General features: G+C 68.4%; 11 protein-coding genes and 1 pseudogene. 4 read left to right on the forward strand and 8 right to left on the reverse strand.

Features of this window, described 5'->3' with window-relative positions:
• Positions 1-74 precede the first annotated feature (74 nt).
• Positions 75-1,058, forward strand: coding sequence for an oxidoreductase (locus tag GSI01S_RS01830; RefSeq protein WP_006894605.1), 984 nt, complete (start codon positions 75-77; stop codon positions 1,056-1,058).
• A gap of 8 nt (positions 1,059-1,066) precedes the next feature.
• Here the strand turns inward: GSI01S_RS01830 and GSI01S_RS01835 are convergent, their stop codons facing one another.
• The 6 genes and pseudogenes from GSI01S_RS01835 to GSI01S_RS01860 form a co-directional block, all read right to left on the reverse strand.
• On the reverse strand, positions 1,067-1,420 hold the full coding sequence (locus GSI01S_RS01835) for an Rv0313 family protein (protein WP_006894606.1): 354 nt from the start codon (positions 1,418-1,420) through the stop codon (positions 1,067-1,069).
• Between the two features lie 49 nt (positions 1,421-1,469).
• Positions 1,470-2,929: pseudogene (locus GSI01S_RS01840) on the reverse strand (HNH endonuclease signature motif containing protein).
• A 145-nt stretch (positions 2,930-3,074) separates the two neighbouring features.
• The gene (locus GSI01S_RS01845) at positions 3,075-4,262 is read right to left on the reverse strand and encodes an ABC transporter permease (RefSeq protein ID WP_039866710.1); all 1,188 of its coding nucleotides are present in this window, start codon (positions 4,260-4,262) and stop codon (positions 3,075-3,077) included.
• 4 nt (positions 4,263-4,266) lie between these two features.
• The gene (locus tag GSI01S_RS01850) at positions 4,267-5,157 is read right to left on the reverse strand and encodes an ABC transporter ATP-binding protein (protein WP_006894615.1); all 891 of its coding nucleotides are present in this window, start codon (positions 5,155-5,157) and stop codon (positions 4,267-4,269) included.
• A 9-nt stretch (positions 5,158-5,166) separates the two neighbouring features.
• Positions 5,167-5,742 (reverse strand): hypothetical protein, encoded by a 576-nt coding sequence (locus GSI01S_RS01855; RefSeq protein WP_006894616.1) that lies wholly within the window; start codon positions 5,740-5,742, stop codon positions 5,167-5,169.
• Entirely contained in the window at positions 5,735-6,007 is a 273-nt protein-coding gene (locus GSI01S_RS01860; protein ID WP_006894618.1) for a helix-turn-helix transcriptional regulator, read from the reverse strand. The genes GSI01S_RS01855 and GSI01S_RS01860 overlap by 8 nt, the downstream gene beginning before the upstream one ends.
• A 97-nt stretch (positions 6,008-6,104) precedes the next feature.
• Between GSI01S_RS01860 and GSI01S_RS01865 the strand changes: the two genes are divergently transcribed.
• Positions 6,105-6,836, forward strand: a complete 732-nt coding sequence (locus GSI01S_RS01865) for an enoyl-CoA hydratase (RefSeq protein WP_006894620.1) — start codon at positions 6,105-6,107, stop codon at positions 6,834-6,836.
• Positions 6,837-6,852: 16 nt separating this feature from the next.
• Here GSI01S_RS01865 and GSI01S_RS01870 read toward each other — a convergent pair whose 3' ends face one another.
• Together GSI01S_RS01870 and GSI01S_RS01875 are read right to left on the reverse strand one after the other, a co-directional pair.
• Positions 6,853-8,172 carry a D-arabinono-1,4-lactone oxidase gene (locus GSI01S_RS01870; RefSeq protein ID WP_006894621.1) on the reverse strand — a complete coding sequence of 440 codons (1,320 nt, stop codon included), beginning with the start codon at positions 8,170-8,172 and terminating at the stop codon, positions 6,853-6,855.
• A complete protein-coding gene (locus GSI01S_RS01875) occupies positions 8,169-9,419 on the reverse strand; it encodes an alanine racemase (protein ID WP_006894622.1) in 1,251 nt (416 codons plus the stop codon). The genes GSI01S_RS01870 and GSI01S_RS01875 overlap by 4 nt, the downstream gene beginning before the upstream one ends.
• A gap of 143 nt (positions 9,420-9,562) precedes the next feature.
• Between GSI01S_RS01875 and GSI01S_RS01880 the strand changes: the two genes are divergently transcribed.
• Entirely contained in the window at positions 9,563-10,615 is a 1,053-nt protein-coding gene (locus GSI01S_RS01880) for an MBL fold metallo-hydrolase (RefSeq protein WP_006894624.1), read from the forward strand.
• Entirely contained in the window at positions 10,612-13,149 is a 2,538-nt protein-coding gene (locus GSI01S_RS01885; RefSeq protein WP_006894625.1) for an HAD-IC family P-type ATPase, read from the forward strand. The genes GSI01S_RS01880 and GSI01S_RS01885 overlap by 4 nt, the downstream gene beginning before the upstream one ends.
• Positions 13,150-13,180: the final 31 nt, after the last annotated feature.

Raw genomic sequence — 13,180 nt, forward strand, 5'->3', positions numbered from 1 at the left:
CGTAGTCCCGCTGGTTGAGCGAGCGAAGCGAGTCGAAACCCCCACCCCCCACACCCCACACCCAAGGAGCGAAGATGACATTCACCGCGATGGTGGCACGCGAGAGCGCTGACGGCATCAGCCTGGCCGCGGAGACGGTCGACGACACCTTCCTCCCTCCGGGCGAAGTGACCATCAAGGTCGAGTACTCGAGCATCAACTACAAGGACGCTTTGGCCGTCACGCCACGCGGAGGCGTGGTCCGCGAGTATCCGATCGTTCCGGGCATCGACATCGCTGGAGTGGTGAGTGAATCGACCTCACCGGAGTTCGCGCCGGGCGACCCCGTGGTCGCTCACGGCTACGACATCGGTACCGCCCGTCACGGGGGGTACGCCGAGTACGCGCGGGTCCCTGCCGACCAGGTGGTTCGTCTCGAATCTCTCTCGACTCGGGAGGCCGCCGCGATCGGCACTGCGGGATTCACCGCGGCGATGAGTGTGAAAGCGATCTTGGACGGCGGCTATCGTCCCTCCGACTGGCCGATCCTGGTCACCGGCGCCAGCGGCGGTGTCGGTTCGGTGAGTGTGGATCTGCTCTCGAAGTTCGGTTTCGAGGTCGTCGCATCGTCGGGCAAACCCGATGCTGTGGACCTGCTCACCCGGTTGGGGGCGTCGTCGGTGATCGGCCGGCTCCCGGAGGACCCCGAGGCGCGGATCCGTCCGCTCGACAAACAGCGATGGGCGTCGGCCGTCGACTGTGTGGGCGGAAGGACGCTCGCCTACGTTCTCAGTACTGTCCGTTACGGCGGTACTGTCGCCGCGAGCGGTCTGACCGGCGGGGCGGACCTGCCGACCACGGTGATGCCCTTCATTCTGCGCGGGGTGACCCTGGCCGGCATCGACTCGGTCCAGCTCGGCATCACCGCCCGGCGTGCCCTGTGGCAGCGACTCGAGACCGATCTGCGCCCGCAGCATCTGGATCTGCTGACCTACGAGGTGGGGCTCGACGAGTTGCCGCAGGCACTCGACCGCATTCTCGCCGGCGGAGCGACCGGTCGAGGAGTCGTCACGATCTGACAGCCGGCTCAGTTGGCCGTGAGGTCGGCCCCGAACTCGAGGAACTGAACTGATCGCGCGGGATCGGTGTTCTGTTGGTTGGCGCGCAGTGCTTCGAGTTCGGTGGCGAAGACCCGCTCCACGCGCGGGCCGCCGTCGTCGCGCACGATGGCCCACACGCCCGGCTCCGCGTCGATGATCCCGGCATCCTGTTCAGGCTCCGGCGACGTGCGCGGGCGAGTGGCAGAGGCCGCGATGTCGGCCCAGGTGAGCGTGGTCCGAGGATTGTCGAGGGCTTGACGGAGCAGCTTCCGCAAGCCTTCTCCGGCTTCGCGAGCGAAGCGGTCGAAGTCGTCGGGACCGAAGTCGTTCGATGGAGCCATGCTGTCCATCGTCCCCACGATCCGGCGCCGGCGCCAGCGGTGTGTCCGGTCAGGCGGCCAGGAGGGTGTCGAGGTAGTTCTCGATCCGGGATTCGCTGGGTTCGGGCGGCGGCTGCGGTTCGTGGTCCGGGAGGAGTTCGGCGTGGTGGATCTGGTTGATCCGCCATCGTCGGGCGGTGCGGTTGCCGCTGGGTCGCCAGGCGACGCGGCCGGCGTGGGGTCCGTCGATCAGGATCATCGTCTGCCATTGCCCGGGGCGGGGGCCGACGGAGCGATTGTGGCGCCCGCATGCGGCGCCGAGGTGGTCGATGTCGGTGGGTCCGCCGTCGGCCCAGTCGGGGAAGTGATGGGCTTGGGTGCGGGTGAACGGGGCGTCGCAGCCGGGGGCGGTGCAGCCGTGGTCGCGGGCGAAGAGCATCAACCGCTGCGCCCGCGACGCCAGCCGGCGACCCCGACCGAGATACAACGCCTGCCCGGCGTGGGCGGAGAAGACCGCCAGATGCGGGGTCGCGGTAGCAGCGACCTCGATCAACTCCGCCACCGGCAGCCGAGTCCCGGTCGCGGTCAACGCCACCCCCGCCCGCTCGGCCAACTCCCGGTCGGTGACGGTGATGACCAGATCACCCGACCGCCGACCACCCCCAACACCACGGGAGGTGCGCAGCAGGGCTTGCAGACCGTCATGGGTGCGCTGCCCGGGCGTGCGAGTATCGCGTTCGACGGCGGCCGCCAGAGCGGCCGGGTCGGCCGACTCCACGGTCCCCGACGGGGAGTCCGGGTCGTCGGGATTGTTCATCCCCGGTGCCGCCCACGACGGCAGTGCCGCCTCCATTTCCGCCCGCAACGCCGGGGTCAGATACCCGCGGACTTTGCTCATCAGCCGCAGATCCTGCGGCAGGATCGTGAAGCCGCGCAGGCGTTTGCGGTCGCGTTCGTCGGTGACGGTTCCGTCCGGATCCAGGTGCGCGAGCAGTCGGATGCCGGCGGTGCGGACTCCGGCCGGACTCAGCTCGCGCGCGACCGACGCCAGCTGTGCCTCGGCGCGTGCTCGGGTGTCGGCGTCGATGGCGGTGGGGATCTTGTCCATGACGGCGTCGATCTCGCGGACGTGGTCGGCACCGATCGCTCCCTCGCCGACCGCGACCGCGGTCGCCGGCAGTACCGGTTCGCGGGTTTGGCCTTGCAGGTCGGTGAACCGTCCGATCCCGGCGGCGCTGACGCGCCGGCGTCGGGCGGCACCGTCACCGAGCCGCAACCCCTGCGCCAAATACTGATGCACCGACAGGTATCCGGCTTTGCGGTAGGCGCCCGGTCGGAGACCTCCACCAACACCGCGGCGTCGACACCGTCGAGACGACGATGCGTACGTTCCAATGTCTCGACGGTTTCCAGCAGGGTGTCTTCTGGGACCGCGGACAGCGGCAGGGACGCGAACTTGGTCGCCGCAGCTTCCAACAGCCGCGCGAGGGCGGCCGGGTCGTCCGGGAGCAGCACTTCTGACGCGACCATCGAACCCACCCCCTTTCGACCTGCACAGTGTCCGAGAACACTTCTGCTGTGTTTCTATGTTCGAATCATACCGATCCCCTCCGACAAAACCTCCGACAGGACCTCTGGCAACCTCTGCTGCTCAAGCCGGGCGCGCAGCCTCGGCTCACTTCCGGCCCGACACCATCGCGGCCACCTCACCCCACTTGATACGACTGCCGGTGCGCAGGATCGACCGCGTGTAGATCCGCGATGCGACCCAGACGGCGAGCAGGCAGGCGGCGACCATGATGGCGAAGGTGCCGATCACCTGCCCCGGATCGGTGTCTCCGGTCGCGATGCGGATGGGCATCAGCACTGCGCTGAACGGCGGGATCCAACTGAGCGTCTGAATCAGCGTGGAATCGAGCGCCTGGATGCCGAAGGTGCCGGAGTACAGTGCGGCGAGCACGAGGATCGTCAGCGGTGCCGAACTGGAGTTCAATTCCTCCTGCCGGCTCACCATCGCGCCGGTGGCCGCATAGAGCGCGGCGAAGAAGAGGAATCCGAGCAGGAACCATGCGATCACGGCGGCGAAGACGGTGGTCGCGGTGCCGGTCAGGGTGAGGAGCCCGGTGGCGCGGCCCGCGATGAGCGCGGTCGCTCCGATCAGCACCACCTGTGCCAGAGAGATGGCGCCGATACCGAGGATCTTGCCCCAGAGCAGCTGGAGCGGACGCACGGCCGACAGCAGCAGTTCGACGATGCGCGACGACTTCTCCTCCACCACGCCCACTGCCACCATCAGCCCGCCCATCATGATCGTCATGATCAGCAGGATCGATCCGATCAGGGCGACGGTCACACGCTGCGCCTCGTCGGGCTTCTCGGCCTGCGTCCGGTCCAGCGTGAAACGAGGCTGCGGCAGCGAGGCGGCGTCGACGCCGCGGGCGGACAGCGCCTCCGACAGATCTCGCTGGGCGACGGCACCGCGCAGGACGCCCTCGATCGTCGGATCCATGCCGTTCTTGCTGACGGCGGTGTAGGCACCGGGTCCGGTGACGATGAGAGCCGCGGCCAGATCCCCGTCGCCGACGGCCGACCGCGCCGCGTCGGCGTTCGGCAGCACTTCGGTCTCGATCCGCTGTCCGGCGGCGTCTCCGCCGGACTCGATGGTCGCCGACAGTCCGGCGTCTGCGCCGACGATCCCGACCCTGTCGACGCTGTCGCCGCCGGACAGTGCGGACCAGACGATGGCGCCGATGATGATCACCGCCATCATCACGCCGGTCGAGATGATGAACGACTTCTCCCGCGCGCGGGTGTTGATCTCGCGCCCGGCGACGAGCTTGATGTTGTTCAACGTGGAATTCATTTCGTCACACCAACTCTCGGAACAGCTCGGTCAGGGAAGGGGCGGTGGTGGCGAACCGGTGCACTGGGCCGGCGGCCATCGCGGCGGTGAGAATCTGCTGGTCGTCGGTTCCGTGGTCGATGTGCAGCACGGCCGAAGCGTCGCGGTACTCCACATCGGTGACGCCCGGCAGGCCGTCGGCCCAGCGGGTCTCCGACCGTGGGCCGCGCACCTCCAAGCGAAGGCCGTCGCGGGCACGGAGGTCGTCGACGGTGCCGAGTGCCTTCATCACCCCGCCGGAGATGACGCCGACTCGGTCGCAGAGACGCTCCACCAGGTCGAGCTGGTGCGAGGAGAAGATGACCGGGATGCCCTGCGCGGCCTTGTCGGTGAGGACTTCGCTCATCACGTCGACGGCCACCGGATCGAGCCCGGAGAAGGGCTCGTCGAGCACCAGCAAATCGGGGTCGTGCACCAGTGCGGCGGCCAACTGCACGCGCTGTTGGTTGCCGAGCGAGAGGTCGTTGACCTGGTCGCCGAGCCGACCGTGGATGCCCAGCCTGCGAGTCCACTTCTCGGTCGCGTCGGCGGCCTCGGACTTCGACAATCCGTGCAGCCGTGCGAGGTAGGCGAGCTGATCGCCGACCTTCATCTTCGGGTAGAGACCGCGCTCCTCGGGCATGTACCCGATTCGCTTGCGGCCGTCGAAGTCGATGGGCGCGTCGCCGAGCCGCACGTCGCCGGAATCGGCGGCCAGCACGCCGAGCACGATGCGCATCGTGGTCGACTTGCCTGCCCCGTTGCTGCCGACGAATCCGAAGATCTCGCCCGGCGCCACGGAGAAGGTGACATCGTCGAGCGCCCGCACGGAGCCGTACGACTTGGCGAGGTGATTGATGTTCAGTGCTTGTGGCACGGGGATCTCCTAGATCTCGTCGCTGGAGTGTTCGGGTTCGGGGTCCTGCATCCACCAGGACATGAGGACGTCCGGAACGCAGGAGAGCGCGTACACGGACGCGATCAGCAGCCACGCGATCGACATGACGGTCTCACCGGAGACGTAGTCGCGGTAGCCGAGGACGATGAGGATGGCGTAGACGACCATCATCGGCGGCAGGAGCAGGTTGTAGCTGAGCGCGCGGGCGGCGTTGCGCTGAGTCAGCTGCAACTCGTCGAGGGTGTCGGCGGGTGCGCCCGCGATGGATTCGGTGACCACTCGCAGCATCATCAGCACCACGAGGGAGGTCACCAGGCCGATCGCGAAGGGCACGGCCGACCACAGCGGCGCCCAGAACGATGCGATCGAGGAGATCACCACCACGCAGAGCAGGATCAGCAGGACCGACGACAGCAATCGTCGGCCGCGGCGGTTGCGAAGGCCGGGCAGCCACGTACCGGTGGTTCGGACGAAGGTGTCGTGGCGTCGCGCCGCCGACCGGCTGTACCGCCGCACCCATTCGGGGATGGCGGAGTCTGGAAACACGTAGTTCGGGTCATGCATGGTCGGGTCCCCCGTACAGTTCCGTCGACATGGCGGTGAACTCGGTCCGGCTGAAGACCGCTTCGACCGGCAGGCCGAAGACGTCGCAGATCCGGAACGCCAGGTCGAGGCTCGGATAGTTGTCGCCACGCTCCAGCGCGCCGACCGACTGAACATTGATGTCGACCAGTTCGGCCAACTGTGCCCGTGACATCTTCCGCTCCGCGCGCAGAACGGCGATGCGGTTGTAGATGGGGAGCTTGGGTCCCCGCCTGATCGGACTCACAAAACATAGTGTTGGGAAAACACAACAAATTGTCAATGGTTCAGTATCAAGTCGGGCCCGGAAGGCACTGCTGAAGCGCGGTGGATAGCATGCCCGCATGATTGTGAGCAGCACCGTGGGATCCGTGACGACCATCGAACTCGCCCGCGAGGAGAAGCGGAACGCCCTCGATCAGGACATGGTCCAGGGCCTCTCGGAGGCGTTCACGGCCGCGGTCGACGGCGGCGCCCGCGCCATCGTGCTCACCGGTCGGGGCAATGTCTTCAGTGCTGGCGCCGACCTCTCCGGTCCCGTCTACGACCAGTCGTTCCTGGACCGGCTCGTCGCGCTCATCGAGCAGATCGAATCGACTCCCGTCCCCGTCATCGCCGCACTGAACGGCGCCGCGCTCGGAGCCGGATTGCAGCTGGCGATGGCGGCCGATCTCCGGGTGATGGCCGATGTGGCGTTCGCGGGGATTCCGGCGGCCAAGATCGGCGTCGCCGTCGACGAGTGGACCATCAGGAGGCTCGTGTCGCTGGTGGGTGCGGGCCAGGCGCGCGGGATGCTGCTCGGCTGCGAGCCGCTCTCGTCGGACCGTGCCCTCACGCTCGGCTTCGCCAACAGGTTCGGTGATCTGGCCGTCGCCCAGAAGTGGGCCGCCGAGATCGCCGAGTACGCGCCGCTCACCCTGCGGCACTACAAGCTCGTGCTCACCGGAGACGGGGCGCGAGACGACGCGCCCGAGGAACGAGCGGCCGCCATGCGCGCGGCGTGGCTCAGCGAGGACGTTCAGGAGGCCCGTGCCGCGCGGGCGGAGAAGCGTGCCCCGGTGTTTCAGGGACGCTGAGTTTCAGGGGCGCTGATCAGTCGCCGAGGGTCTGCCGCAGATAGGGGTTCGCGAAGGTGCGGTTCGGATCGAAGTGATTCCGGACGGCGAGGAAGTCGTCGAACTCGGGATACACACTGCGGAGGTACTCCGCGTCGCGGGTGTGCATCTTGCCCCAGTGCGGCCGGCCGCCGTGCGCGACCATGATGTCCTCGACGTCGCGGAAGTAGGCCTCGGAGTCGCGCACGTCGTCGCGGTGATAGCGGTGTACCGCGATGTAACCCGACGCCCGGCCGCTCGCCGTCGAGAGCATCAGGTCGTCGGCCGCGGCCGCGCGCACCTCGACCGGGAAGCTCACCTTGTGCCTGCGCCGGTTGATGGTGGCACGCAGTTCGCGCAGCGCCTCCGGTACCGCTTCGAGGGGGATCGCGTACTCCATCTCGCGGAACCGAACGTTGCGTGCGGAGATGAAGATCTTGTCGGAGCGGTCGGTGTATGTGCGCGCCGACAGCGCCCGCCCCGACACCTGATTGATCGCGGGGACCACGCGCGGCTGGGTGGCGCTGAGCGTGCACAGCACCCGGAACATCCCGTTCGAGAGCAGTTCGTCGTCGATGTAGCGGCGGATCTTGGACGGTCCGTTCGCGGGGGTGCCCGCGGGCAGCCGGGTGTTGGTCTTGGTGAGGGTGCGGGTGGTGTGCGGGAACCAGTAGAACTCGTAGTGATCCACGGAGGCGACTCGATCGAGGAAGCCGTCGATGGTCTCGTCCGCGTCGGCGGGTGCCTCCACCGCTTCGATCGCGAAGGCGTCCACCAGCTGGAGCGTGACATCGGTCAGCACGCCGAGTGCGCCGAGGCCGAGAGCTGCGGCCTTCAGGTCGGGGTCGTCCTCGCCGACGGTGCGGACCTGCCCGGTTCCGTCGACCAGCGTGACGCCGCGGATCTGCGTCGAGATGCCGCCGAACGCCCCGCCCGTGCCGTGCGTGCCGGTGGACGTGGCTCCGGAGACCGTCTGCCGGTCGATGTCGCCGAGATTGGTCATCGCCAGACCCAGCGGCTCGAGCATCGCCGGAATCTGGTGCAGGTGGGTGCCCGCTCCGAGGGTGATGCGCTTGCGGTCGGCGTCGACGGCGCGAACGCCCTGGAATCCCGACATGCCGACCTGGATGCCCGGTGCGACGGCGATCTCCGAGAAACTGTGGCCTGCGCCGACCGGCTTCACCGTCTCACCGCGTTCGGCCGCGGCCCGGACGGCGGCGGCCAGTTCGTCGACGCTCTGCGGGACGATGAGCCTGCTGGGGGCGCAGTGCGCGGTCCCGCCCCAGTTCGTCCACGTACCCGATGCCGCTCGGCTCACAAGAAACACTTCCCTTCTCCACGGTAGGTCGGAACCACCTCGACGACGTCCGCACGCCCGCCGGAGTCTCGTTCGATGAGGGCCACCGACTCCGACCTCTCGCACACTTCACCCGACTTGGTGTGCCGGAACCACACCCTATCGCCGACCGTCAGCGACCGTGCGGCCGAACCACGCAGCGGAGTCTGCACCTCGCCCGCGGCCTCGGTGCCGATGAACTGCAGGCCGGCGGGCCAGACCGGCTTGGGGAGACGGTCGGGTCCCGGGGGTCCGGAGGCGATCCATCCACCCCCGGCACATGTCACGATTTCGTCGTCGGGACGGCGCAGAACGTCGAGTCCGAAGGACAGCGCGGGCGCCGGACGGAAGTGCTTGTACGTGTCGAAGAGATGTCCGCCGAAGAAGCCGCTGCCCGCGGCGATGTCGGTGATCGCCCGGTCCTTGGCCGTCTCCTCCAGCGATCCGGTGCCGCCGGCGTTGACGAACTCCAGGTCGGCCACCTCGCGCAGCGCCGCGATCGCCTTTCCGCGGCGGCGCCGCAGTTCCAGCATCGACACCGCCTGCATGGTCTGCACCGCGGTGTTGGTCAGGAACTTGCCCGCGACCTCGTTTCCGACCCCCGCGACCTGCGCTTCGTACGACATCGCGCCCACCAGACGGAACCCGTCGCGCGCGACGACCGTGCGCGCCAGGGAGCGTGCCTGCTCCACGGTGTGAACGGGGGAGCGGCGGACCCCGACGTGGACGTGGCCGGCGGCGGCGCGCAGGGAGGCGTCGAGGTCGATCGCGATCCGGACCTCCGGTCGCCGCCGCGCGGCGGCGACGTCGTCGACGATGTCGAGTTGAGCCGGGTCGTCGATGAGCAGGGTCACCCGCTCGCACGCCGTCTCGTCGGCCAGCAGCCGTTCCAGGGCGCCCCGTCTGACCGTCGGGTATCCCAGGAGTACGTCGGTGATCCCGGATTCGGTGGCCAGCCAGTGCGCTTCGGCGACGTCGTAGGCCAGGACGCCGGCGAATCCGTCGCGCCCGAGGACGTCGTCGATGACCGAGCGCACACGCAGCGACTTGCTGGCCACCCGGATCGGGACGCCCCCGGCGCGGGCGCGCAGATCGGCGATGTTGTGTTCGAGTGCCCCGAGATCGAGTGCGAGCACAGGGGAGTCGAGTCCGGCGCGGCGCACCGCGTCGTCGATCCCGCCCCAGTAGTCCGCGGGATCGGTGACGTACGGGCTTCGCGTGGGCGGCATGGCGCGGCACTCCTTGTGTAGAACTCCGGCGGTTTCGACAACGATTACGCTAGACAAGCGTGAGGACACTGGGAAACACCGTCGCCGAAAGCGCTTCGGCAGTACAGGCGAGACTCGCGCGGACGGCACGGATCTTGCCGCCCGTGCACGCGGTGGGCGCGAGCCGCGAACAGATCGCACCGATGACCGCGGCTTCGCGGTTCGCGACGGACGGAGTCTTCGCCAACCGCGAGGCCGCCGCTCAGGTCCAGGGCCCGGACATGTCGGTGATGATCGACATGATGCGGCGTCGGGGGAGGCCCGGCCACCGCGTCCCGGTTCTGCGTCCCGAGTTCTCCGGCGAACCCGGTGCGCTGTCAGCCACCTGGCTGGGCCATGCGAGCATGGCCGTCGAACTCGACGGCGTGCGGATCGTCACTGATCCGGTGCTGTCCGACCGTTGCTCGCCCTCGCAGAGCATCGGTCCCCGGCGCATGCACCGGGCGCCCCTGACGGCCGGCGAGCTGCCCCCGCTCGACGTCGTGCTGATCAGCCACGATCACTACGACCATCTGGACACCCCGACGGTGCTGACCATCGCGCTGACACAGCCGAACGCGATCTTCGTCGTGCCGATCGGTGTCGCGGCGCATCTGATCTCATGGGGCGTCGATGCCGCGCGCATTCGGCAGGCCGACTGGTTCGAACAGGTGGATCTGACGGTCCGCGGCACCACGATCAGCTTCCACGCGGTGCCCGCCCGGCACTTCTCGGGCCGTGGACTCTCCCGCAACCTGACCCAGTGGGTCAGCTGGGCGGCCGTGGGACCGCAGCACCGCTTCTTCTTCTCGGGCGACACCGGATTCACGGAGAGCTACGCCGACACCGGCGCGGCGCTCGGCCCGTTCGATCTCAGCCTCGTGGCCGTCGGCGCCTACGATCCCGTGTGGCCGGACGTCCACGTCGACCCGGAAGAGGCACTCGTGGTCCATCGACTGCTGAACGGCGACGAGCGCGACGCGCTCTTCGTCCCGATCCACTGGGGTACGTTCAATCTCGCGCGGCACTCGTGGGCCGACCCCGTCGGCAGACTCACGACCGAGGCGGACCGGGTGGGCGTCGACATCTGCGTGCCGCGGCCCGGCGCCACGCTGGTCGCGCACAGCCGCAGCGGCACAGCCTTTTCCGATCCGACCTGGTGGGAGCGATCCGCATGACCACATCGACGACCACCGAGCGCGATCCGGGGCTCACCGACGAGCAGGTGGCCGCACGCGTCGCGGCGGGGCAGGTCAACGTCACCTCCGACAAGTCGGGCCGCTCGGTCGCCGACATCGTCCGGGCCAACGTGTTCACCAGGATCAACGCAATCCTCGGGGTGCTGTTCCTGATCGTCGCCGCCACCGGCTCGTTCATCAACGGACTGTTCGGGCTGCTGATCGTCGCCAACAGCGGCATCGGCATCATTCAGGAGGTCCGCGCCAAGCGCACCCTCGACCGGCTGGCGATCGTCGGACAGACCAGACCGGTGGTCCGGCGCAACGGAATCGCCGCCGAGATCCCCTCCGATCAGGTGGTGCTGGGCGACGTCATCGAACTCGGTCCCGGCGATCAGGTGATCGTCGACGGCGAGACCATCGAGTCGGAGTCGCTCGACATGGACGAGTCGCTGCTCACCGGCGAGGCGGACGCCGTCGATAAGTCTCTCGGCGACGAGATCATGTCCGGCAGCTTCGTGGTGGCCGGCTCGGGTGCGTATCGCGCCACCAAGGTCGGCGCTGATTCGTACGCCAACAAGCTCGCCGCGGAGGCCTCGAAGTTCTCGCTCGTGTCGTCGGAGCTGCGTTCGGGAATCGATCAGATCCTCCGGGTGATCACCTGGCTGCTGATCCCGGCGGGCATCCTGACGATCATCAACCAGCTGTTCATCAGCCAGAACGGGCTGCGCACCGCACTGCTGGGCATGGTCGCCGCGCTGGTTCCGATGGTGCCCGAAGGCCTCGTGCTGATGACGTCGATCGCCTTCGCGGTCGGTGTGGTCCGCCTGGGGCAGCGGCAGTGCCTGGTGAACGAACTCCCGGCCATCGAAGGTCTGGCGCGCGTCGATGTGGTGTGCACCGACAAGACCGGCACGCTGACCGAGAACGGCATGCGGCTGTCGGAGGTGCGGATCGTGGCACCCGGCTCGGGTCCGGGCGCGGTGAAGCAGGGGGATGTGGAAGCGGCCCTCGCGGCGATCGCCGCGCACGATCCGCGGCCCAACGCCAGCATCGCGGCGATCCAGGAGGCGTTCCCGGACGCTCCCGAGTGGTCGACCTCCGCGGTGCTGCCGTTCAGTTCGGCCAACAAGTTCTCGGGCATGTCGTTCATCGACGCGTCCGGCGTCTCGGTGGGGAACTGGCTGATCGGCGCACCCGACGTATTGCTCGACCCCGACAGCGACACGGCCCGGCTGGCGTCCGACCTCGGATCGACCGGATTGCGGGTGCTGCTGGTCGCGACCACCGATGTTCCGGTCGATACCGAGCCGACGGCCGACACGGCGGTGCCCGGAACGCTCGTGCCCACCGCCCTGGTGGTGTTGGAGCAGCGTGTGCGACCCGACGCCCGCGACACCATCGAGTACTTCGAGTCGCAGAATGTCGCGGTCAAGATCATCTCCGGCGACAACGCCCGATCGGTGGGCGCCGTCGGGGAGTCGCTGGGACTCGGCTCGCCCGAGACCGCCGTCGACGCTCGCGAGTTGCCGACCGACGACGCCGAACTGGCCGGTGTGATCGCCGACCACGATGCCTTCGGCCGGGTGCGCCCGGACCAGAAACGCGCGATGGTCAAGGCCCTGCAGTCCAAGGACCACACCGTCGCGATGACCGGCGACGGCGTCAACGACGTGCTCGCGCTCAAGGACTCCGACATCGGCGTCGCGATGGGTTCGGGTTCGTCGGCCGCGCGTTCGGTGGCGCAGATCGTCCTGCTGGACAACAAGTTCGCGACGCTGCCCTACGTGGTCGGCGAGGGCCGCCGAGTGATCGGCAACATCGAGCGTGTGTCGAACCTGTTCCTCACCAAGACGGTGTACGCGGTGCTGCTGGCGCTGCTCATCGGCGGCGCGGGGCTGCTCGCCAAGGTGATGGGCTGGGCGTCGATCAGCTACCCGTTCCAGCCGATCCATGTCACCATCTCGGCCTGGTTCACCATCGGGGTGCCTGCCTTCATCCTCTCGCTGGCGCCGAACAACGAGCGCGCTCAGCCGGGCTTCGTCCGCCGGGTGCTGACGCAGGCGGTGCCGAACGGCATCATCGTGGGCCTGTCCACGTTCGTCTGCTTCTTGCTGGTGAACCGCGACTACTCCGCGGCCCTGGGCGGGTACGTCGCGAATGCGGCGACCCGGCCCTCCGACGGGATCGCCGCCGTCGCCAACGCCACGCAGACCGTCGGCGCGGTCCAGACACAGGCGGCCACGGCCGCGCTCGCGACCATGATCGCGGTCGCGGTGTACGTGCTCGTGGTGGTCGCGCGTCCCTACAACTGGTGGAAGATCCTGCTGCTCGCGGTCTCGGTCGGGATGTACGTGCTGATCTTCATGCTTCCGCTGAGCCAGCGGTGGTTCCACCTCGACTCGTCGAACGGTCCGATGATGGCGGTCGCGGGAGTGTGTGCGGTCGTGGGCATCGTCGCGGTGGAGGTCTCCACACGCGTGCTCGACGGCGTGCTGAATCGGCGGTCGCGCACCGCTGAACCGCTGGTGTGACTGGACCGCCGGTGTGACGCGCGCCCGCCTG

It is taken from the genome of Gordonia sihwensis NBRC 108236 (assembly GCF_000333035.1).
In the GTDB taxonomy this organism is placed as follows: domain Bacteria; phylum Actinomycetota; class Actinomycetes; order Mycobacteriales; family Mycobacteriaceae; genus Gordonia; species Gordonia sihwensis.

What these genes read in the sequence shown, in the direction of transcription:
- GSI01S_RS01855 (WP_006894616.1), bottom strand. Translation starts at nt 5,742, where the DNA reads ATGCATGACCCGAACTACGTGTTTCCAGACTCCGCCATCCCCGAATGG.
- GSI01S_RS01845 (WP_039866710.1), bottom strand. Translation starts at nt 4,262, where the DNA reads ATGAATTCCACGTTGAACAACATCAAGCTCGTCGCCGGGCGCGAGATC.
- GSI01S_RS01830 (WP_006894605.1), top strand. Translation starts at nt 75, where the DNA reads ATGACATTCACCGCGATGGTGGCACGCGAGAGCGCTGACGGCATCAGC.
- GSI01S_RS01885 (WP_006894625.1), top strand. Translation starts at nt 10,612, where the DNA reads ATGACCACATCGACGACCACCGAGCGCGATCCGGGGCTCACCGACGAG.
- GSI01S_RS01875 (WP_006894622.1), bottom strand. Translation starts at nt 9,419, where the DNA reads ATGCCGCCCACGCGAAGCCCGTACGTCACCGATCCCGCGGACTACTGG.
- GSI01S_RS01865 (WP_006894620.1), top strand. Translation starts at nt 6,105, where the DNA reads ATGATTGTGAGCAGCACCGTGGGATCCGTGACGACCATCGAACTCGCC.
- GSI01S_RS01835 (WP_006894606.1), bottom strand. Translation starts at nt 1,420, where the DNA reads ATGGCTCCATCGAACGACTTCGGTCCCGACGACTTCGACCGCTTCGCT.